The sequence below is a fragment of the Phycisphaerae bacterium genome, assembly GCA_024102815.1.
Taxonomy (GTDB): domain Bacteria; phylum Planctomycetota; class Phycisphaerae; order UBA1845; family UBA1845; genus JAGFJJ01.
In genome coordinates this window covers 1-19,571 of sequence record JAGFJJ010000008.1, presented here as the reverse complement: position 1 = coordinate 19,571, position 19,571 = coordinate 1, and the positions used below count along the sequence as shown (strand labels likewise).

Here is a 19,571-nt window from a genome sequence, read left to right as displayed (position 1 = left end):
AACGTCACCGATCTGCACCTCGGAAACATCGTGGTCGCCAACAAAGAGGGTTGGCACTACCTCTGGATTCGGTTCGCCGACGAAGAGGACAACGCGGCCAAAACGCTCATCAAGAAACCGATCGCGGCCTATGTCGAGCAGGTCTACGAGTATGGCGACTTCTCTGGCCTGGGGATCGGGACGTAATGGGCGACCGCTTCAAAAAGACGCAGACCGGCCAGCCGCTGGAGTTCTCCTCCGAAGTGTGGAACTCCTTCTTGGACACGGTCCGCGCCCAGAAAGGGAAGAAGCACGACCAGCTCGCCGACGCGCTCGATCAGATTCGGCAGGCCGACATCATCAAGATACGCAACGGCAGCGGCGAAGACCGGCTGCGGTTCCATGTGCTGGGCATCTCGTCGCCCATCATCCCGCCGGGATCGCACTTGCGGGAGTTCAAGAACCAGGTGGCGCTGGTCGGCGTGAAGCCCAAGCACCCCGACCACTTCGGGCGGTTCATGATCCTGCTCGACCCGCTGCGCGTCGGCAAGATTGGCCGGGCCTGGGTCAGCGGCACCTGCCCGGCATACATCGAGGTCGAAGACGAGTGCCACGAGTTCGCCGACGTGAAGCACGACGATCCCACGGTGCTGCTCAGTCGGCCCGTTGGTTCCGCCCGCATCCTGTGGCGCGAAGGCGGGCTTGGAAAGCAGTGGGCGGTCGTGCGCCTCTCAAACTTCCCCGATGACTTCCGCCGCTTCAAATTGCTGACGCCGCTGGCCCGCTGCGGCAGCGCCGAAGCAATACGGATCGCGTACAGCGAAACCGTGGACGGGACGCCGAAGTGGTGCGAAGCCGATTGCCCGTTCACGCTTTACGACTCGCTCGGCGTCGTTTGCCCCAAGGTGTGCCAGGCGGGAGGTACATCGGGCGGCGATTGCGGCTGCGTCGAGGCCGAGAGCGTCCCCGCGGGCACGTATGGCTGGGCGAAGTGGCTAGCCGACAGCCAGAAATGGGAAGTCGTGCAGCTCGGCGAAGGTTGCTGCGATTCTTCCAGTTCCTCGTCGTCAAGCTCCAGCAGTAGTTCTTCGTCGTCGTCGAGCAGTTCCTCGTCGAGCTCGTCCTCATCCGAATCATCAAGCAGCAGCTCCTCGAGCGAGAGCAGCTCGTCCAGCAGTTCGAGTGAGTCGTCCTCCAGCAGCGAACCATCTTCGAGCGAACCGTCGTCGAGCAGCGAATCATCCAGTAGCGAACCGTCCTCAAGCGAGCCATCGAGCAGCGGCCCCTGTCCGCCCGGCCAGGGGCTGACGACCGTGCTGGAGGTGCTGATTCCGTGTCCGATGCGGAGCGGCGATTCGATCACGTTCCCGACCGAACGCTGGTCGTTTGTCTGCGGCCAATTGCGGAGCGTGGAGCCCGGATCGCCCTGCACGGTGCCGGTCTGCTGCGATTCATCCAGCGGCAGCAGTAGCGACAGCACGCTGCAACTCTTCGAGGTCCAGTGCCTGGCCGAGAACAAGTTGATGAAGCGGCCCGTGGAAGTTCACAACGCTACCCGCGTGGAGCGCGGCGAGTGGGTACGCGAGGATTGCTGCGAACCGTGTGAAAGCAGCTCGTCGAGTTCTAGCAGTTCCAGTTCGTCGAGTAGCTCGTCCAGTTCCTCCAGCTCCAGTTCGTCATCTTCGTCATCGTCATCGGGCAGCAGCAGTTCGTCGGAACCCTCCTCGTCGAGTTCGAGCGAAAGCAGTTCGTCGGACAGCGCGAGCAGCTCGTCCGGTTCGTCGTCGTCCAGCAGTAGTTCCTCGAGCAGCAGCTCATCGAGTTCGTCGTCTTCGAGTTCTTCGTCGTCGAGCAGTAGCTCATCGTCAAGCTCCTCAAGCTCAGGTTCTTCGTCGAGCTCCAGTTCCTCCGAACCTTCGTCGTCCAGTTCCGAGTCGAGCAGTTCGAGCAGCAGTTCGTCGTCGTCAAGCGAAAGTAGCAGTTCATCTTCGAGCAGTTCCAGCGAGGCCAGCTCGTCATCGAGCGAACCTTCATCATCCAGCGGCGACTCGTCGAGTGGCGAGTCATCCAGTGACGGCCACTCCAGCAGCGATCCCGATTCCAGCGATCCGCCAACGAGCAGCTCGCCCCCCAGCAGCGGCCCGCCCACGTCGAGTTCGCCGCCGACCTCCAGTTCGCCTCCGACGCCCTCGGGCGAAGGTTCGTCCAGCGAAAGCTCGTCCTCGTCGAGCGATTCGCACACGCCATCCAGCCCGCCGACGAGTTCCGCGCCGTCGAGTGCGCCGCCCACATCCTCAAGTCCACCCAGTTCAGCCCCGTCGAGCGGTCCGCCGCCCGGCAGTTCGTCCTAAGGAGCAACCGTTCAATGCAAGTGTTTTTGATGGGCTATCCCGGCGATCTCGGCGGGGCCTGCACCGAGGCGTGGCACACGGTGAAGATTTGGCGGCGCTTCGGCGTCGAGGTCCACCTCATCCCGACATGGGGTGCCGACGAGAAATGGAAGACGCGGCTCGATGCGCTCGGCTGCGTCACCCATGCGGCCACAGCCGAAACGCTGGGACAGGTCCCAGGCCTCGCCGGCGGAACGGTCGTCAGCTTCTGCAACAGCGCCTTCCTGGCCAATGCCAAACGTCTGCGAGAGCTGGGCTGCCGCATGGTCTGGGTCAATTGCATGACCTGGCTGTTCAACGCCGAGCGGGATTTCTATCGCAGCAGCGGCCCGTTCGACGCCTTCGTGTTCCAGAGCGAGTTCCAGCGCGGGCAGCTTGAACCGCAGCTGGCAGAGTTCGGCTACCAGCCAGCGCAAGGGCATCTGATCCGCGGCGCGTTCGATGCAGACGAATGGCCTTTCAGCCCGCGGCCGCACGCCGCTGGTGAAGCATTCGTCGTCGGCCGCGCCGCCCGGCCCGACGGCGACAAGTGGTCGAGTAACACCTGGCCGATCTACGAACGCATCCAGTACCGGCCCAAGCGTGCATTGATGCTCGGAATGGATGAGAAGACGCACGCCAAGCTCGGCAAATCGCCGGCTTGGTCGGACTGCCTCAAACCAATGGCGATTACAGCGCAGGACTTCTTCCGCCAGCTGCATTGCACGTTGCCGGTCAACGGGGGCGCTCGCGAGAACTGGCCCCGGGTCGGCTTGGAAGCGATGGCGATGGGCGTGCCCATCGTCACGCAGAACGAATGGGGCTGGCGCGAAATGATCCAGCACGGCGTCACTGGGTTCCTCGGCAAGTGCGACGAGGAACTGGCCCACTACACCGCCATGCTCGCCTACGACGAAGACCTGCGGATGCGGATCGTCCACGCTGCCCGCGAGCGGCTCGTCAATGAGCTCGCCAGCCCCGATGTGATCTGGGCCGGCTGGCAACGTCTATTTGATTCGCTGGCTGTTGAACGGAGGGCCGCCGCATGATTTCCGCCGTCATTCTCAACTGGAAACGTCCCGCAAACGTTGCCCGCATCGTCGATGGCTGGCACGACGGCGGCATCGTTTCTGAGGCCATCGTCTGGAACAACAACGCGGCCGAGCGGTTCCGCCACGACTGGGCCAAGGTGATCAACGCCGAGCAAGACCTGGGGCTCTATACCCGTTTCGCCGCCGCATGCCTCGCGCGACATCAGTGCGTTCTCATTCAGGACGACGATCTCGAATTGCCTGCCGAATCGCTACGAGGCCTGTACGACGCCTGGCAACGAGACCCCGACGTGTTGCACGGAATCTTCGGGCGTCGTCCCAAGACTGATGGTTCCTACGACCCGCGGAACGTGGCCAACGGTGACGCGCCGGTGGTGCTGACGCGGGCGCTCGTGGCGTCCCGGCGCTACGCCGCCGACTTCTTCGACGTTGCGCCCGAGTTCGAGTTGATCCAGCGCGAAGGAAAACCCGTCGGCAACGGCGAAGACATCCTCTTCAGCTACACGGCGATGCGCTACTCCGGCCGCATGAACAGCGTCCATCGTTTGCCCGTCACCGAACTGCCCGCTCCGCATTCCATTCACGGCCGCAACTGGTCCGCGCATCTGGCCCACCGCAGCCGCCTGATGCGGGCCTGCGAAGCCTGGCTCAAAGGAGAATCGCATGAAGATCGCCGCGATTTGTTGCACGTACAAGCGTCCGACGCTCCTGGCCGAGGCCATTGAGTGCTTCGTCCGCCAGGACTACCCGGCCGAACTGCGCGAACTGATCGTGCTCGATGACGCCGGCCAGTACGGCAACCAGCGCGGCGACGGTTGGCGGGTCGTCTCGTTGCCGATGCGGTTTCGCACGCTCGGCGAAAAGCGCAACGCCTCGGCGGCGTTGGTGTCGGCCGACGTGGACGCCTACTGCGTGTGGGACGATGACGACATCTATCTCCCCTGGCACCTGAGCGCCGCCGCTTCGGCGCTGGCCGAGGCCGACTACACGATCCCGACCGTCATCTACAGCGACAAACGGAATCGCCTCGAGCGCAAGGCCAACCAGTATCTGTTTCACGGCGCGTGGGCATTCCGTCGCGAGGCATTCGACCGGGTCTGCGGCTATCCCTTTATGCAGAGCGGCCAGGACCAGGGGCTGCTCAAGCGGTTCAAGGCGGCGAACCTGCGGCGGGCCGATCCGATCCAGCACGACACGCGGCCGAGCTACGTCTATCGCTGGTACACGGCCCATTCGCACCACATCTCGGCGCTGGGCAAGGACGGTTACGAACGGCTCGGCCGGATCGCCGCCGGCCGCGCCGCCACGATCACGCCGCGCTGGTCGCAGGATTGGCTCGCCCTACACGCCGCCGCTTGGCCCACGCAGATGGAGGAAACGTATGAACATTCAAGCGCTCAATGAGACCTATATCTCGCGATTCATTCGGAGAACGCCCGACGCCATGTATGACATCGGCGTGGGCCCGAAGACGGAATGGCAGTTTCTCGGGGCGAAGTTTCCAGCGATGCGCATCTACGGCTGCGAGCCGCATCCCGACCAGCATGCCCGTTTGGTGAAGGAGAAATTTCCCGGCCCACTGGCCCAGGTCGCGATCGGTGAGGTGGAGGGCACCGCGACGCTGCATGTGCCGACGCACGATCTCAAATGTTGCAGCCTGTTCCCTGTGCCGTATGCCAACAAGACGTGCGACGTGAAGGTCTGGACGCTCGACCGCTTCGACGAGCAGATGGGCCGGCCGGACCGCATCCTGCTGTGGATCGACATCGAGGGTAGCGAGCTCGCAGCGTTTCGCAGCGGATCGCGACTGTTGGCGTCTGGGCGGGTCCGGTGGATCAATCTCGAAGAACGCCGCGACGGCCATCGGCCCTCGGAAGGCTGGTGTGATCCTGGTGAACTGGACGCCTTTCTCACCGCGAGCGGGTACAGGCGCGTGGCCGAATACAACCGCCACGCGACGCATCAGGACGCCATCTACATCCACAGGGACGAACCATGACTCGCAACGGTGAATTCCTGTTCGACCAAGCGAGCCGCGCCCTCTGCGAACGAGGCGGGCGGCTGATTGTTGAGGTCGGCGCGATCCGCAACCGCCAAGGGTTCACCACGGATGGGCATAGCACCTTGCGATGGCCGCACGACGCCACTGTGTGGTCCGTGGATAACGATCCCAAGGCGGTGAATCTCACGCGCGAGTTGACGGCAGACCGCCCCACGGTGATGTGCGTGCTGGCCGACGCCATAGCCTTTCTACGTTCGTTCCCGGTCGGAATCGATTTGCTGTATCTCGACGGCCCGCATCCCGACCGCGATGGCGGCCGGCAATGGCACTACGAGGCGTATCGAGCCGCGACGCTGAACCCTCGATCTGTCTTGCTAATCGATGACACCGATGTGCCCCGATTCGGCAAAGCCGAGTTCGTCGTTCCCGCGGCATTGAGCGACGGATTTCAAATCGTCTCAAGTGGCCGCCAAACTCTGTTGGTGAGGTAATCCATGCTCCGCGTGATCACCATGACCGCATATCGCCGGCCTGCCTACACCCGCGAGGTGCTCAATGCGCTCGCGAAGTGCGACGGCATCGCTGACTGGGTTCTGCTACCCAACGTCGAACCGGGACACGAGGAAGTGATCGGGGCATTTCGCGACTTCAGCGCCTGCGAATCGCGGTTGCTGGTCAATCGCAACCGGCTCGGCCTGAACAAGAACACACACGACGCGCTGTTCCGCGCGTTCCAGGTTCGCGCAGACGTGATCGTCCACTTAGAGGACGACACCGTGCCCAGCCCCGACGCTCTCCGGTATTTCGACTGGGCGGTTCGCGACCTCCTGATCCCAGACGTGAAGTCGTCCGACGGGCACCAGATTCTCTTGGCATCGGGCTACAACAAGCCGAAGTCGGAACCCCACCCCAAGCAAAGCCACTCCTGCCAAACCCGCCCGATCTGGTCGCCCTGGGGCTGGGCGGTAGACCGCCGCCGTCTCGTCTGGCTGATCGCCAATTGGTGTACTCGCAACAAGAAGTGCTTCACCTGCCAGTTCAAACAGCACTACCGCCGCACCCGCCGCGAAGTGTTCCCGACGCTGAGTCGCATTCAGAACATCGGATACGAACAAGGAGAGAACGGCAGGACGCCGGAGTGGTATCGGGCAAATCATAGAACACACTGGGTGGCGGGCGAGCTAATCGCCGGATCGTTTTCGCCGCCGTAGAGAAACCTGTTAGAGCGAGACCGTAACGCGCAGGAAGGTCGCGGGAATCAGGGTCGTATCTTTGCGGGGACTCGTATTTTGGCTTGTAAACAAGTCCTCCAGCTGCGTTTGAAGCTCTTCGGCCCGTTCGTTTTTCTCGGCGGCCTCGAAGGCGTTCATCGTCGGGCCATAGAACCTTCTAAACACATCCACCAGCGCGGTAGGTGGGCCTGGGTGAGCGAAACTAAAAGTGTCGCGGACAAAGGTGATCCTCTCGGCAGAGACACCTGCGCTGGCGAATCGCTCAATCACCTCGGTCTCGATGCCCCACTTCATCGGGCTGACGAATCCTTCGGGCGGCGGCGGCGTGTACGTCGAGCTGATTCTCAAGATCTGCGCCACTAACGTGGGATCGTTGGGAATCCAGTTGCCCATGACGATTCGTCCGCCGCGTCGCGTAACGCGCACGACTTGCTTGGCAACGTCAATTGGCTTCGGCGCGAACATCGCTCCAAAGATGCTGATAGTGAGGTCAAACGCTTGGTCTGGCAATTCGCGCAGATCGCACGCATCGCCCTCCTGAAACGTGCAGTTGGCGAGGCCCAGCGCTTGCGCCCGTTTGTTCCCTGCCTCGACCAAGTTCGTCGCGATATCGACCCCCAGCACGTCCGCTCCAAGTCGCGCTGCTGGCAATGCGGTTGTTCCATCGCCGCAACCGAGATCCAAGACCTTGATTCCCTTCGTGATACCGAGTCGCTGCACCAGGGATTCGCCGCTGTCCCTCATGCTCTCGGCGACTCGGGTAAAGTCGCCCTTCTCCCAAAGCGCTTTGTTCGGATTCATAGAAATACTCCGGGGATAACAGGTTGATGGTATCGAGGCAGCCGATCACGAGGAGCTAGAAGGTCAGGACCTTGTCACATTCCGCAACCAGCTCGTGCAGGTCCTGCATCGTCGAGATTGGACAGACTTCCGAACCCTCCGACTGCCGCAACTTGAGGCAGGTTCCGCAGGCCTTGATCGATCCACCGGACACAACGAGTGACTTCATTTGGTCGGTCACTTTAAAGTTGTCGGTGTCCAGCGTTTCGGCCTCGACGCCCTTTCCCAACAAGAACACCCGCACCTCGTCCTGGAAGTGCTTGATCGAGTAGTTCGCGAACCGAAACGCATTCCACACGGTTTCGGAATCATTCGAGTAAATACAGATGCCAAGCTTCATTCTGCCTCTCCTCTACTTGCCTTCCTTCGCTTGATTGCGCGGGTCGTCTTTGGGATCGACGTACTTGATGACCCACGGCCCGATGCCGTGGAACTGGGCCACCGTCTCTCCCTTGATCCAGACGAAGTGTTCCATGTCAGGCTCCCAATAGCCGTAGGTTCCTGCGGTCATCGCCTTGGTTGCGGACTGGTCGAACTTCTTGCCCATCCCAATGTTGAAGGTGCCGGAGATGACCGTGACCCGTTCCATCTTGGGATGCGTGTGCGGCGGAAGGCGGTAGTCTGGATGCCCGTTGAGCACGACGCTCTTTCCGAACACCTCTTGAAGCTTTGCCCAAAACCCATCGCGAAGCTGACAGACGCTGGTGTCGTCGATCCACTCGCGAGCCAACACGCAGGCGGCTCCGAGGCCGACAATTTCCAGGATATTTTCCGTTCCCGCTCGCCGGCCGGCTTCATTCCCAGCCCCGTGCAACAGTGGCTCCACGCCGACGCCTTCGCGGACAAACAAAGCGCCGACTCCCTTGGGGCCGTAGAGCTTGTGTCCGGCGATTGAAAGGAGATCGACGCCCAGGGACTCCACGTCGACGGTGATCTTGCCCGCAGTTTGTGCGGCGTCGGAGTGACAAAGGACGCCATGTTCGTGAGCTATCGCCGCAATGGCCGCAATCGGCTGGATCGATCCGACTTCGTTATTGGCATGCATCACCGATACGAGTGCTGTGTGTGGTCGTATTACGCGGCGGATGTCGTCGGGGTCAACCACCCCGAAGCGATCAACCGGCACGCGAGTCACCTCCGCACCCAAGGCTTCGAGAAATCGGCAGGGTTCAAGGATGGCCGGATGTTCCACTTGGCTGGTAATTATGTGGAAGGGTGCTCCGGCTTCTCGGCGTGCGAAAAACAGCCCCTTAATCGCGTGATTGTTCGCCTCGGTTCCACCCGATGTGAAAACGATTTCGGTCGCGTCGCAACTGAGCAGCGATGCGACGTGCGAGCGGGCTTCCTCAACCGCGTCGCGAGCGGGGATTCCGGCCCAATGCAAACTAGATGGATTGCCAAACGCGGCACGCAGGAACGGCTCCATCGCTTCGGCCACTTCCGCGGCCAAAGGCGTCGTCGCGTTGTAATCCAGGTAGATGCGTCTCATTTTGCTCGGACGCTCCCTCGACGTAGCTTGGTCGCCTTTTTGTCCGGGGCTGCGGAACGCGCGAGCGCAGCGGCCAATCGGTCCTTGTCGGCTTGGATTTCGGCCGAGGTCCGTTTTACAGCCTGGTCATTCCGAGCGACGAGAGTGAGCATGTCTTCGACCAACTTCGGGCGGCAGAGGTAGTAGCAACGCAGCGCACCGTCCTGAGCGTAGTCAACAAGTTGGGCGTGGCGCAGCACAGCCAAGTGCTGCGAGATGTTGGCTTGCCGTGCGGGGAGAATCTCCTCCATGTCCGTTACGCACTTTGGACCAGCAATCAGTTCCTGCAAGATGGCCAGCCGCGTCGGGTGAGAAAACGCCTTCAGCAGTGCGGCGGCGACCAAGTTGTCGGTGGATGGATCGCGCATTGGGGCCTCTAATTCGGATATTCGATTATCCGAATATTATCGCCGGATAGCTGACGCTGCAAGGCGTGTCGGGTTCAATCAACACTTCCGCAGAACGCGCCGAGAGGTGTTTCCAATCCTTAGCCGTATTCAAAACATCGGCTACAGGGCGAGAATGGCCGCACGGCGGAATGTTATCGGGCGAATCATCGGACACCTTGGGTTGCCAACTCGTGCATGTGTGATTGGATCGGTGTAGTGACAATTCTGGTTTCTACCTTGCCGGCCCGTTAATAAGACTATCGCGGAGGAGCAAGCCTTCAATTTCGGTCTCTGAAACTCGCAGTTCGCGCACTGCTTCTAGGTAGTTCAGATTGGTCTGCGAAAACGTCCGTTGCGCTGTCAAGAGCGAGAGAAAGTTTGCCTCGCCCGCTTCGTACATTTTGCGAGTGAGTTCTAACGACTCTTGGGCCGCAGGCAAAATCGCCTGGCGGTAACGCTCCACTTGATTTCGGGCGTTGTCATAACGCTCGAAAACGGGGGCCAGCCGCGTTTGCAGGCCCAGTTCGAGTTGCTGAAGCGCCTGTTCCGCAGCGGCGATTTCATGCTGAGCCTTGAGAACTGCCCCTTGGTTGCGATTGAACACAGGAATCGGTATCGATACGGCAACTCCTGCATCTGGTTTGCCGGCAATGCCGTTGTCAACGACGTTGATTAGCCCCTGCACGTTGACATTGGGAATGGGCTCGACGCGTGCCCGTTCAAGCGCGGCGCGGGCCCGGCTAATTTCACTCATTGCCGCGGCGACTTCAGGGCTTGTCGATTGCAATCGCCCCAAGGCGTCGTGGAATTCGATCTCCTTTGGCGGCGCATAGGCATCTCCGTCAAGGGCCTGCTGCGGCAAGTCGGGTTGACCAACAATGGCGCTGAGGCCTCGCCACGCCGCGTCATGCCGGTTGCGGGCATTGCGCGCGAGAACTTGGGCATTCTCAACTTCGAGTTGAGCCTGTAGCACGTCCGCGCGTGTCCCTTCCTTCGCTTTGACCAGCGCATCAACCGCGCTCGCTCCCTGCCTGCTGATTCGGACCAAGGTCTCAGTGAGGTCAATCTGCCGCTGCGCCAGTAGCACTTGGTAAAAGTCTACCCGCACATCCGTGAGCACGCGTTGCTGCGCGACCGCCAGTTCTTGCTGAGCGCGGGCCATCTCTTGTTCCGCCACGGCCCGATTCAGCCGCAGTTTACCGCCACGGACAATTTCCTGGCTGAACGTGATCCCGTGCTGTTCGGCGCGTCCACCACTCCCCAGTTGTTGGCCGTCATAGCCAACGGTCGGATTCGGCGGCAAACCTACTTGCACGAGGTTCCCGCGTGCTGCGCCGACGAGCGCCGACGCCCGGATGATTGCCGGGTTCGCGTTCATGGCCATGTGCTCCAAGTCCGCCAGTTGTAGCAAGCGCTGCGGCGTTCCAGGAGGAACTGTCTCAGGTTCCGGCGTCGGCAAGATGGGTGGCTGTGGAGCGGCGCTCACCACAGGTTGCTGGCCATGTGCGCATTGCCCATCAACAATCGCGGCGAGAGTAACCCAAGCACCAAATAGAGAAATCGCAGCGCGACACCAACGCCATCGCCTAAGGCGTTTTGTGGAAACATCATCGGCCATCGTCGGACTCCCTTCCTATTCCGAAAATGCGGCGATTCCCTACCGCATCATTTGCTTCGACGCTGTCTACTTCACAATTCAATTTCCATGCGACAACCCTTTACTCTTCGCCAATATCGCCAGTCTTCCACCATTCGACCTCAACTCTGTGCATTCACATTGCCCGGATGGAGCAGCCGCAGGCCATTGAAGATGACGAGCAACGATGCTCCCATGTCTGCTGCGATTGCCGCCCATAGCGATGCCATTCCGAAGAACGTCAGGCCGACGAAGAGAGCCTTTATCGCCAGTGAAAACGAAATGTTCTGGCGAATGATCGTCAGCGTGCGCCGAGAGTGTTGGATCAACCAGGGCAATCGCGATAGGTCGTCGGTCATCAAGGCAATGTCGGCCGTTTCGATGGCGGCATCCGTTCCGGCGGCTCCCATCGCGATCCCCACCGAAGCCCGCGCCAAAGCCGGGGCGTCGTTGACGCCATCACCAACCATCGCCACATTACCGTACTCGGAAACCAGGGTTTCGACGGCCGCGATCTTGTCTTCGGGGAGCAATTCGGCGCGGAATTCCGTCAGCCCTACCTGTTCCGCGATTACTCGGGCAGTTGGGGCATTATCGCCCGTCAGCATGATGAGATGTTGGACTCCGGCCTCTCGGAGCCGTTCGAGGGTGTGGCGTGTGGTAGGGCGGATCGTATCGGCCAGCCCAATCAATCCACACACATGCTCCTCGTTGCCGACAACCACGACCGAACGCCCCGTCCCCGCCATCTCTTCAAGCCGGTCATGGATCTGCTGGATTTCTTGCCCACGCTCCTCCAGGTAGCGGTGCGATCCGAGCCAGAACAGCCTTCCATTAAAGTGCCCTTCAGCACCCTTCCCTTGAATCACCTGGAAGTCATCGGCTGGAGACGCCTTGATTCCTTTCTGTGTGGCGTACTCGACAATCGCGTGGGCCGAGGGGTGTTCACTCCGTGATTCCAAAGCAAGTGCTCGTTCCATGAGTTCGGCTTCGTCGTGCCCATTCAAAGGAATGACTTCCACGACGCTAGGCTTGCCTTGCGTCAGCGTTCCCGTCTTGTCGAAAGCGATGGCCTGCAACCGGGCCGGCGCTTCAATGAAGACGCCCCCTTTCACCAAGACCCCTTGCCGTGCCGCCGCCGTGAGGCTGGCGACAATACTGACGGGAGTTGAAATCACCAAAGCGCAAGGGCACGCGATGACGAGCAAAACCAAGGCATTATAGAGCCAGTATTCCCAGGAGCCGCCGAACAACACCGGCGGAACCAGCAGGACGGCCAGCGCTGTTGCCATGACTCCCGGCGTATAAACGCGGGCAAACTTTTCCACCCACTGTTCCGACGGCGCTTTCCGCGAGTGCGCTTCACCGACCAAGCGGAAAATATTCGCCAGCGTGGTCTCACCAACCGGCTTGCTAGAGCGGATCAGCAAGGCCCCATCACCATTGATCGTCCCAGCGAAAACGCTCGCTGCGGCCTGTTTAACAACGGGTTTGCTTTCGCCCGTAATTGGAGCCTGGTTAACGTGGCTGCTGCCTTCCAGCACTTCGCCATCGAGCGGGATGCGTTCGCCCGGCTTGACGATGAATGTCGCACCTACCGAAACCTCATCCGGCGCGACCAGCGATTCCTCGCCGTCGCCGGTACGAAGCCGGACGGTCGGCGGCGCTAGGTCCATTAGTGCCGCCACGGCACGTCGTGCCCGACCGACGCTCCACGATTCCAGCAGCAACGAAAGCGAGAAAAGGAAAGCGACGGCAGCCGCCTCGAACCACTCTCCGATCAACGCCGCGCCCAGCACAGCGACCATCATCAGCAGATTCATGTCCGGCCGGAGCCGCCGCGCGGCGTACCAGGCCTTCGGGGCGACGACCCAAGCGCCGGACACAACCGCCAGCCCGTAAACAATCCTCACTGCCCACGGAACGGTCGTCGATTCCGCGCCGAAGGCCGCCGTCACACTGCCGGTGAGCCATGCATGCAGCGTGACGGCGACGGCAATGGCCATGCCGCTCAAGCCCGTCAGCGCCGCACGTCCCCAACGCTGCCACAATCCCGTCCGTGCAGCGTCTGAAGACGCCTCGCTCCACGGTTCGGCGCGCATCCCTGTTTTTGCCACAGCATCCATCACTTGTCGCGAGCCGACGTCCGATGCCTCAGCAGACAGCGTCAGCCGCCCGCGCAGCACATCGAAGGAAAGTCGCTCCTCTCCTCCAACCAGCGGTCCCAGCTCGCGTTTGAGGACGGCGACTTCTTCGGCGCAGTCCATGCCCGCTATGCGAAAATGACGGATGTTCGTGTCGCCCATCGTTACCTTTCGGACCAATCCTGCCAGCGTTTACGCCGCGCTTTTCGGTCGGCGTCCTTTCTTGAGCTTGATGCCATGTTCCCCGGCAATCTTCAGAAGGGTGCCAACCGAAATGGAGACGGGGGCAAGCTCGCGCGCTCGCCGTGCGCCGTTCTGTCGCATCAAGTCGGCCAGCAGCTTCCTGGTGCAAGGATCGAATACCGGCTTGCGTCCGCGTTGTTCAGTATCGGCCATCCGTGGCCTCCTCTCTTTTGCTGTCGTGCGAGAGAATTCCCAATCAGTGCTTGTGGCCACCCTCGTGTCCGTGATCACCGTGCTCGATCTTTCCCCGATACTGCTTGCCGTTGATCGTGACGACGAGTTGGGGCTCGGCTCCTTCATGCTCAAGGTCTTCACCCAACTCAGCGTCGCTCGAAGTGAACCGCGACGATTCTCCCGGCGGATCACCTGCGTCTGGTGATGCAGCCAGCTTGAACTGTTCAGCCTGTCCGTCGTGTTTCAGGTTGATCGTCAGTTCCGTCGCATCGATCGGCACGGCGGCCTTTGCGTGGGCATCGAGAATGTAGATTGTGACGGTGCCGGCCCTTTCGTCATGCAACAGTTCGGCGTGGTACTCTTCGTTGCCCAGTTCGATTAGGTCGCCCCCATGAGGGCCTACGGTAGCATGGGCGTGCTCGGCGTGGTCCGCATGCCCTTCGCCGCCGTTGACCGGTGGGACCGCCGGCCCGCTGGCATTCTGGTTGCAACCGGCAGCGACTGTCAGCGCCATTAGCAACCCGCCGGCGACCGTCATCCATTGCATTTTCGACATCATCTTCTCCTCAGTTGGGAAGTGTGAAAGCCTGCTCCACTGGCCCCCGAACAGGCAGCGTATAGTGAGGGCGACCATCTTTTGCGTATTACTACGCGCATTTGCTCAAGACACAGGAAGAGTCATCCACGATGGAGCCACTTGATAGCGAGAGCCGCCGCTGGGCACGCTTGGCCACCGCCGGATCGTGGGTCACGACGATGATCGTGCGGCCCTCGCGGTGGAAGCTATCGAGCGTCGCCAGCACCACGTCTCGCGTCTGCGGATCGAGGTTTCCAGTTGGCTCGTCCGCTAGAATGATGCGGGGGTCATTTGCCAGCGTTCGGGCCAACGCCACGCGCTGCTGTTGTCCCACACTCAACTCCGATGGTCGATGGTGCATGCGGTCGCCCAGATCGAACCGATCGAGCAACCCGGCGGCTTTGCATGCCTGGTCGGCCTTAGGGATGCCGCAGAGCATCATCGGCGCTTGCACGTTTTCCAGTGCTGTCAGGTAGGGAATCAGATTGAACGTCTGAAACACGAACCCAAACCGCTGCCGCCGGAGGCTGGCACGTTCGCGAACCGTCATCTGATAGAGCGATTGCCCATCAAAGTGGAGCACTCCGTCGCTTGGTGCGAGCATGGCTCCGAGAATCGATAGCAATGTCGTCTTTCCGCTGCCGCTCGCGCCGACCAGAGCCAGATACTCTCCGGACTCGATCTCCAAGCTGACATCGCACAATGCGGTGACCTGCTGGCCACGCTTTGTGTAATGTTTTTGAACGTTCGTTAAAGAGTACATCTCGTCAATTTCTCCTTGAGATTGAGTATTTGCCACGCCCGCCGCGATAGAGCGGCGGCACCTTAATCCGGATCGCCTACCTGCAACTGGGACAGTTGCTATGGGACGACGATGGGCTCGACACCGTGCGAGAACCCCCAGTTGACTGACACCCCGCGAGCGTTGCTGCAACGAGGGCGAAAAGCACCACAGCGAGGCGAATTGTGTGTCGGTACATGGCCTGCTCCTGTTGGGTAGTTATTCGTTGAAAACCAAATGAGGATGGCACAAGGCTAGACCTCCTTAAAGCAAAGGCACGGATCGAGCGTTGCAGCCCGCTGCGCCGGCAAGTAACTGGCCAAGAGCGTGACCACGACGGCGACGCCGACCGAGATCAGGCCCAATTGAGGAAGGGGGGCCACCGGGATGTCGAGCATCCGCGGCCCCAAGCCGACCGCCAGGACGGTCCCGGCAATAGCGCCGCCGATGCCGCCCAAGATACCGAGCAAGGCCGCTTTCCAGAGAAACAAGCGAACCACGAAGCCAGGTGTTGCGCCCAGGGCCATCAATGTGCCGACTTCGCGCTGCCGTTCCGAGACGTTGGCATACATGGCCGTCGCCATACTCGCACCGCCAATGGCGATGAGTACCGCGAACAAGAGCAACGAAAGGCGATTCATCGTGCGATTGACCGACACCTGGGTCTGGACGACCTGCGAGATCGTAATGACTTTGGTGTCGGGAAACATCTCTTGGAGCCGGCCGACGAGGTCGCCCGCGACATCCTCGCAGCAGCCCATGATCTCAATCGCGTTGACAACCGGACCCGTATCTCCCAGTTCCTGCACCGTGTGCAGATGGGCGAAAACGCGACCGTCGTCAACCGTGCCCTGGACAGGGAGCACTCCAGCGACGGTGAACGACTTGCCCAGCAGCGTCAGCTTGTCTCCCTTGTGGACGCCCGCGCGCTGTGCAGCCTCGGCTCCCATAAGCACTTCGCCCTCGCTCAATTCCTGAACAACACGATTAGTTGCCAGGGATTCCGGCGAAGAGCCGATCTCATTCACCTTGGCCCGCTTGCAACCGGCATGGCTGTTCGAGAACAGTTGCACGCCACCCCAGGCGGTTTGCGCTTGAAACTCTGACTGCGGCAGGATTCCCGTCAGGGTTATGGTCCCGCCGTTCACGTCGGCCGGAATACATAGCCGGGGCGACACATGCTCGACGCCTTCCAGATTCGCCAGCACGAGCCGACTGGCATGCTCTTCGGGGAGGTTTTGAGTGTTCAGATCGGCCGTATAGTAATCCTGCAAAGTTACGTCTTTCGGAAGCATCAGGACGTTCGCCCCGAGCGCTTCAAGCTTTTCGGCGACGGCCCGCTCCGAAGAAACGCCGACACTGCGGATCGCGACGAACGCGGTCACGCCGAGCAGGATCGCCACCAGACTGGCGAACATCGCAACAGGGCGTTCCCGCAACTCCTTCCAAATCATCGTTCGCAAATTCATGATCACTCCTTTGATCTAGCGGTTGTGCTTACAGTTCTCGTCATCGCAGCATTTCCCCGAAGCGTGCAGCTTCTTGGCCAACTCCTGGCCGGTGACACTCACCGGGAACTTACCCACGAAGACGCCTGGAGGAGCCATCATGACGACACAGCCGTTGGCCTCCTGCTGCGAAACGCCAAGCTTTTGCAGGAATTGGCCCTCGTCGGGGTTTGCGGACACCAAACGAACGAAAGTAGTGCGTTTGCTGAAATGTGGGTCAGCGAGGAATTGCTGCGCGCCTTGCGGTGCCTGTGCATCCTCGCGGGGATGGATAAGCATGAGCGCAACTTTGCCGTCTTGGAGGGCTTTCAGGCAGTTCGCCGCTGCCGGCGTGACGAAGGCGCTCGCGACCTGTTGTGCAGTCGGAGCGCTTTGGTAGGACGCAGTTACCGCGCCGTTGGGCGCAACGGCCAGTACCAGCGGCATGGGAGCACGGCTGACGTTGAACCGTTCCACGATGTCGCGGTGTGCAGGGTCGGTTACTTGTACGGCAACGCTCGTGGCCCGGTCCGCATGGGCGGTCAGATGCGTTTGCAGCGACTTGTAAGCGGCATCCGTAGCCGCGTCCTGTTGTTTCCAGAACATCACGAATGCGAACTTCTGTTGCTGCGCCGCGGCGGACAACACATCCGCGACCGCCCTGTTCGACTGCGCTGAGGCCGTCAGTGGCGACAACGCGCAGCACACCAGCGCCGCAACCGCCAACAGCGAAGCGAATTGATCCTTCATGGTCTTGCTCCTTCCGTGGAAAAGTAGTGAATTGCGCCGATCGTTACCGGCACTCGTTTCATACGCACTTTCGTAACACATCGTTCGATTCCTTTCGTAAGAGTGACTACACTGCTTGAGGCTCGGCGGGTTGCCCAACCGTATGTGCTTCGTCGCCCTCCTCGACGAGGACAATATTCTGTTCGCTGGATTCCACAACGCGCCGCGCTGCGCCCATGCCGATCGTCCAAAACAAGGCGGGCCGCACCAGGAACTCCAACAGCGTACTGGTAACTAGTCCGCCAATGATGACCGTGGCGACCGGGTAGAGAATCTCTTTCCCCGGCTCGCCAGCCGCCATCGCCAACGGTACGAGTCCAATGCCCGAAGTTAGCGCCGTCATGAGCACGGGGGCCAAGCGGTCTTTCCCCGCGCGCACGATCATGTCGCGCGACCACGTCTCCCCTTCGTGCTTTACCAGGTGCAGATAGTGGTTGATCAGCAGAATTCCGTTGCGCGAGGCAATACCGCACAGCGAGATGAAACCCACCATGCTGGCAATCGTCAGCGTCTGACCAGTCACATACAACGCGGCGACCGAACCGATGAAGGCCATCGGCAGGGCGATCATTACCTGCAACGCAAGGTTGGCGGAACCGAACATCTTGAACAGCAGCAGAAACATGCCGACCAGGGAGACTGCGAACAGCACGGCAATCATGCGCGAGGCCGACTGCTGGCTCTCGAACTGGCCGCTGTACTCGGTGAAGTATCCCGTGAGGAGGTTCGCTTCAATCGGAGCCAGCCGCTGCTTGATGTCCTCGACGACGTCGACCAACCCGCGGTCTGAGACATTGCACTGCACGATGATGCGGCGGCGGACTTGCTCGCGATTGATCGTGTTGGGGCCTCCTGCGTTGTAAATGCGGGCCACGTCTTCCAGCTTGACCGTGCCGCCGCCAGGTAGCTCGATCACCAGACGCCTTAAGGCTTCCAAGTCTTCGCGATACCGATCATCCAGTCTCACTAGGAGATCGAACGTCCGCTGGCCGTCGAGCACCTGGGAAACCACTTCGCCCTGCATCGCCGTTTCCACGAATTCGTTCACATCCAGCCGGCGCAAGCCGAACTGCTCAAGCTTGTAACCGTCCGCCTCGATACGAAGCTGGGGAATGATGGTTTGCTGCTCGACCTGCAAGTCGCGCACGCCCTCGACGCCGGAAATCGCCGCCTGCATTTTCTGGGCCTCGCGCCGCAGAGCGTCCAGGTCGTCACCGTAAAGTTTGATGGCCACCTGCGCCTTGACACCGGAGAGCATGTGCGAAATCAGGTGCGCGAGCGGTTGCTCCACAGCGGTGACAATGCCGGGAATATCCGCCAGCGCCTCGCTGATCTCCTCGATAACTTCCTCGCGTGATCGCTCCGTGTGCGGATCAATTGTGGCAATGTATTCGGAAACATTGACTCCCTCGGCATGCTCATCGAGTTCCGCGCGGCCGGTCTTGCGTACAAAGGCCACGACATCATCGATCTCTCGCAAGCGCTCCTCGACTTTGGCCGACACCGCGTTCGAGGTTGCCAGCGAAGTTCCCGGCGGTAACAGCACATTGACCTGCACGGCCCCTTCGTTAAACGGCGGCAGAAAGTCGCTCTCCAGGTTAAGGACGCCCCAGCCAGCAATGCCGACCGCTATCGCGGCAATCGTCAGAATTGGCCACGACAGCCGCAGGCTCACGCGCATGACGCGATCCGCGATCCACTTGAGCACCCGCAGCAACAGCCCGTCTTTCTCCTCGTGCGCCAACTTCGCCCGGCCAAGCAGCCAATAACTCAGTACGGGCGTCACCGTCAATGACACAAACAGCGAGGCGACAAGCGAAACGATGTAGGCAATGCCAAGCGGAGCAAAAAGCCGACCTTCCATGCCGGACAAGGCGAACAGAGGTACGAATACCAGCACCACGATCATCGTTCCATAGACGATGGAATTGCGAATTTCGCAGCTTGCCTGAAAGACAACCAACAAAGCCGGCTTGGGATTTGCGCTATGGCGGTTTTCGCGGAGCCGGCGAAAAATGTTCTCCACGTCCACGATGGCGTCGTCGACTAGCTCGCCAATCGCAACGGCCAGGCCGCCCAGCGTCATCGTGTTGATTGACAGTCCAAATGCTTGAAATACCAGAGCCGTGATCACAATCGAAAGCGGAATCGCCGTGAGCGTAATAAAGGTCGTCCGCAGGTTCATGAGGAACAGGAATAGAATGATGACGACCAGAATGCCACCGTCGCGCAGCGCCTCGATCACGTTTTCAATCGCCAGATCAATGAATTCCTTTTGTTCATAGAGGCCGGGCAGAAGCCGAACATCCGCTGGGAGCGAGACCTTGAGTTCTTCGAGGGCCTTGTTGA

Annotated in this window: 22 protein-coding genes; 7 read left to right on the top strand and 15 right to left on the bottom strand. The window is 60.7% G+C overall.

The window, feature by feature from the left end:
- Nucleotides 1-186 (top strand): hypothetical protein (locus J5J06_02710; GenBank protein ID MCO6435981.1); only part of this gene is annotated, 186 nt, incomplete at its 5' end.
- On the opposite strand, the gene J5J06_02705 is transcribed toward J5J06_02710, so the two are convergent.
- The 3 genes from J5J06_02705 to J5J06_02695 form a co-directional block, all read right to left on the bottom strand.
- Nucleotides 144-614: a hypothetical protein gene (locus J5J06_02705; GenBank protein MCO6435980.1), complete on the bottom strand. Its 471-nt coding sequence runs from the start codon at nt 612-614 to the stop codon at nt 144-146. The two genes, J5J06_02710 and J5J06_02705, sit on opposite strands and share 43 nt — an antisense overlap.
- Nucleotides 615-853: 239 nt before the next feature.
- Complete coding sequence (locus J5J06_02700; protein ID MCO6435979.1) at nt 854-1,459, bottom strand: hypothetical protein; 606 nt, start codon at nt 1,457-1,459, stop codon at nt 854-856.
- Nucleotides 1,460-1,522: 63 nt separating this feature from the next.
- Nucleotides 1,523-2,269 (bottom strand): hypothetical protein, encoded by a 747-nt coding sequence (locus J5J06_02695; GenBank protein MCO6435978.1) that lies wholly within the window; start codon nt 2,267-2,269, stop codon nt 1,523-1,525.
- 75 nt (nt 2,270-2,344) lie between these two features.
- On the opposite strand from J5J06_02695, the gene J5J06_02690 reads away from it, so the two are divergent.
- From J5J06_02690 to J5J06_02665, 6 genes are read left to right on the top strand one after another with little or no spacing between them, the layout of a single operon-like run.
- A complete protein-coding gene (locus J5J06_02690) occupies nt 2,345-3,397 on the top strand; it encodes a glycosyltransferase (protein MCO6435977.1) in 1,053 nt (350 codons plus the stop codon).
- A complete protein-coding gene (locus J5J06_02685; GenBank protein MCO6435976.1) occupies nt 3,394-4,125 on the top strand; it encodes a hypothetical protein in 732 nt (243 codons plus the stop codon). The genes J5J06_02690 and J5J06_02685 overlap by 4 nt, the downstream gene beginning before the upstream one ends.
- The gene (locus J5J06_02680) at nt 4,064-4,804 is read left to right on the top strand and encodes a glycosyltransferase family 2 protein (GenBank protein MCO6435975.1); all 741 of its coding nucleotides are present in this window, start codon (nt 4,064-4,066) and stop codon (nt 4,802-4,804) included. Before J5J06_02685 ends, J5J06_02680 begins: the two co-directional genes overlap by 62 nt.
- Nucleotides 4,782-5,399 carry an FkbM family methyltransferase gene (locus J5J06_02675; protein MCO6435974.1) on the top strand — a complete coding sequence of 206 codons (618 nt, stop codon included), beginning with the start codon at nt 4,782-4,784 and terminating at the stop codon, nt 5,397-5,399. Before J5J06_02680 ends, J5J06_02675 begins: the two co-directional genes overlap by 23 nt.
- Nucleotides 5,396-5,893: a class I SAM-dependent methyltransferase gene (locus J5J06_02670; GenBank protein MCO6435973.1), complete on the top strand. Its 498-nt coding sequence runs from the start codon at nt 5,396-5,398 to the stop codon at nt 5,891-5,893. The genes J5J06_02675 and J5J06_02670 overlap by 4 nt, the downstream gene beginning before the upstream one ends.
- Before the next feature lie 3 nt (nt 5,894-5,896).
- Complete coding sequence (locus tag J5J06_02665; GenBank protein ID MCO6435972.1) at nt 5,897-6,613, top strand: hypothetical protein; 717 nt, start codon at nt 5,897-5,899, stop codon at nt 6,611-6,613.
- 9 nt (nt 6,614-6,622) lie between these two features.
- On the opposite strand, the gene J5J06_02660 is transcribed toward J5J06_02665, so the two are convergent.
- From J5J06_02660 to J5J06_02605, 12 genes are all read right to left on the bottom strand, one after another.
- A complete protein-coding gene (locus J5J06_02660; GenBank protein ID MCO6435971.1) occupies nt 6,623-7,435 on the bottom strand; it encodes a class I SAM-dependent methyltransferase in 813 nt (270 codons plus the stop codon).
- 55 nt (nt 7,436-7,490) lie between these two features.
- On the bottom strand, nt 7,491-7,814 hold the full coding sequence (locus J5J06_02655) for a DsrE family protein (GenBank protein ID MCO6435970.1): 324 nt from the start codon (nt 7,812-7,814) through the stop codon (nt 7,491-7,493).
- A 12-nt stretch (nt 7,815-7,826) separates the two neighbouring features.
- A complete protein-coding gene (locus tag J5J06_02650) occupies nt 7,827-8,963 on the bottom strand; it encodes an aminotransferase class V-fold PLP-dependent enzyme (protein MCO6435969.1) in 1,137 nt (378 codons plus the stop codon).
- Complete coding sequence (locus tag J5J06_02645) at nt 8,960-9,370, bottom strand: winged helix-turn-helix transcriptional regulator (GenBank protein ID MCO6435968.1); 411 nt, start codon at nt 9,368-9,370, stop codon at nt 8,960-8,962. Before J5J06_02645 ends, J5J06_02650 begins: the two co-directional genes overlap by 4 nt.
- A 253-nt stretch (nt 9,371-9,623) precedes the next feature.
- A complete protein-coding gene (locus J5J06_02640) occupies nt 9,624-11,009 on the bottom strand; it encodes a TolC family protein (protein ID MCO6435967.1) in 1,386 nt (461 codons plus the stop codon).
- Between the two features lie 140 nt (nt 11,010-11,149).
- Complete coding sequence (locus tag J5J06_02635) at nt 11,150-13,333, bottom strand: heavy metal translocating P-type ATPase (protein MCO6435966.1); 2,184 nt, start codon at nt 13,331-13,333, stop codon at nt 11,150-11,152.
- Between the two features lie 30 nt (nt 13,334-13,363).
- Nucleotides 13,364-13,567, bottom strand: a complete 204-nt coding sequence (locus J5J06_02630; protein ID MCO6435965.1) for a hypothetical protein — start codon at nt 13,565-13,567, stop codon at nt 13,364-13,366.
- Between the two features lie 43 nt (nt 13,568-13,610).
- Nucleotides 13,611-14,135, bottom strand: a complete 525-nt coding sequence (locus J5J06_02625; GenBank protein MCO6435964.1) for a hypothetical protein — start codon at nt 14,133-14,135, stop codon at nt 13,611-13,613.
- A gap of 100 nt (nt 14,136-14,235) precedes the next feature.
- Entirely contained in the window at nt 14,236-14,928 is a 693-nt protein-coding gene (locus tag J5J06_02620) for an ABC transporter ATP-binding protein (GenBank protein MCO6435963.1), read from the bottom strand.
- Nucleotides 14,929-15,200: 272 nt separating this feature from the next.
- A complete protein-coding gene (locus J5J06_02615; GenBank protein MCO6435962.1) occupies nt 15,201-16,415 on the bottom strand; it encodes an ABC transporter permease in 1,215 nt (404 codons plus the stop codon).
- 15 nt (nt 16,416-16,430) lie between these two features.
- Nucleotides 16,431-17,183, bottom strand: coding sequence for a hypothetical protein (locus J5J06_02610; protein MCO6435961.1), 753 nt, complete (start codon nt 17,181-17,183; stop codon nt 16,431-16,433).
- Between the two features lie 106 nt (nt 17,184-17,289).
- Nucleotides 17,290-19,571 (bottom strand): efflux RND transporter permease subunit (locus J5J06_02605; protein MCO6435960.1); only part of this gene is annotated, 2,282 nt, incomplete at its 5' end.

Bases quoted from the DNA above. Each gene is read 5' to 3' on its own strand.
- J5J06_02690 (MCO6435977.1), top strand. From the start codon at position 2,345: ATGCAAGTGTTTTTGATGGGCTATCCCGGCGATCTCGGCGGGGCCTGC.
- J5J06_02685 (MCO6435976.1), top strand. From the start codon at position 3,394: ATGATTTCCGCCGTCATTCTCAACTGGAAACGTCCCGCAAACGTTGCC.
- J5J06_02680 (MCO6435975.1), top strand. From the start codon at position 4,064: ATGAAGATCGCCGCGATTTGTTGCACGTACAAGCGTCCGACGCTCCTG.
- J5J06_02675 (MCO6435974.1), top strand. From the start codon at position 4,782: ATGAACATTCAAGCGCTCAATGAGACCTATATCTCGCGATTCATTCGG.
- J5J06_02670 (MCO6435973.1), top strand. From the start codon at position 5,396: ATGACTCGCAACGGTGAATTCCTGTTCGACCAAGCGAGCCGCGCCCTC.
- J5J06_02665 (MCO6435972.1), top strand. From the start codon at position 5,897: ATGCTCCGCGTGATCACCATGACCGCATATCGCCGGCCTGCCTACACC.
- J5J06_02660 (MCO6435971.1), bottom strand. From the start codon at position 7,435: ATGAATCCGAACAAAGCGCTTTGGGAGAAGGGCGACTTTACCCGAGTC.
- J5J06_02655 (MCO6435970.1), bottom strand. From the start codon at position 7,814: ATGAAGCTTGGCATCTGTATTTACTCGAATGATTCCGAAACCGTGTGG.
- J5J06_02650 (MCO6435969.1), bottom strand. From the start codon at position 8,963: ATGAGACGCATCTACCTGGATTACAACGCGACGACGCCTTTGGCCGCG.
- J5J06_02645 (MCO6435968.1), bottom strand. From the start codon at position 9,370: ATGCGCGATCCATCCACCGACAACTTGGTCGCCGCCGCACTGCTGAAG.
- J5J06_02640 (MCO6435967.1), bottom strand. From the start codon at position 11,009: ATGGCCGATGATGTTTCCACAAAACGCCTTAGGCGATGGCGTTGGTGT.
- J5J06_02635 (MCO6435966.1), bottom strand. From the start codon at position 13,333: ATGGGCGACACGAACATCCGTCATTTTCGCATAGCGGGCATGGACTGC.
- J5J06_02630 (MCO6435965.1), bottom strand. From the start codon at position 13,567: ATGGCCGATACTGAACAACGCGGACGCAAGCCGGTATTCGATCCTTGC.
- J5J06_02625 (MCO6435964.1), bottom strand. From the start codon at position 14,135: ATGCAATGGATGACGGTCGCCGGCGGGTTGCTAATGGCGCTGACAGTC.
- J5J06_02620 (MCO6435963.1), bottom strand. From the start codon at position 14,928: ATGTACTCTTTAACGAACGTTCAAAAACATTACACAAAGCGTGGCCAG.
- J5J06_02615 (MCO6435962.1), bottom strand. From the start codon at position 16,415: ATGAATTTGCGAACGATGATTTGGAAGGAGTTGCGGGAACGCCCTGTT.
- J5J06_02610 (MCO6435961.1), bottom strand. From the start codon at position 17,183: ATGAAGGATCAATTCGCTTCGCTGTTGGCGGTTGCGGCGCTGGTGTGC.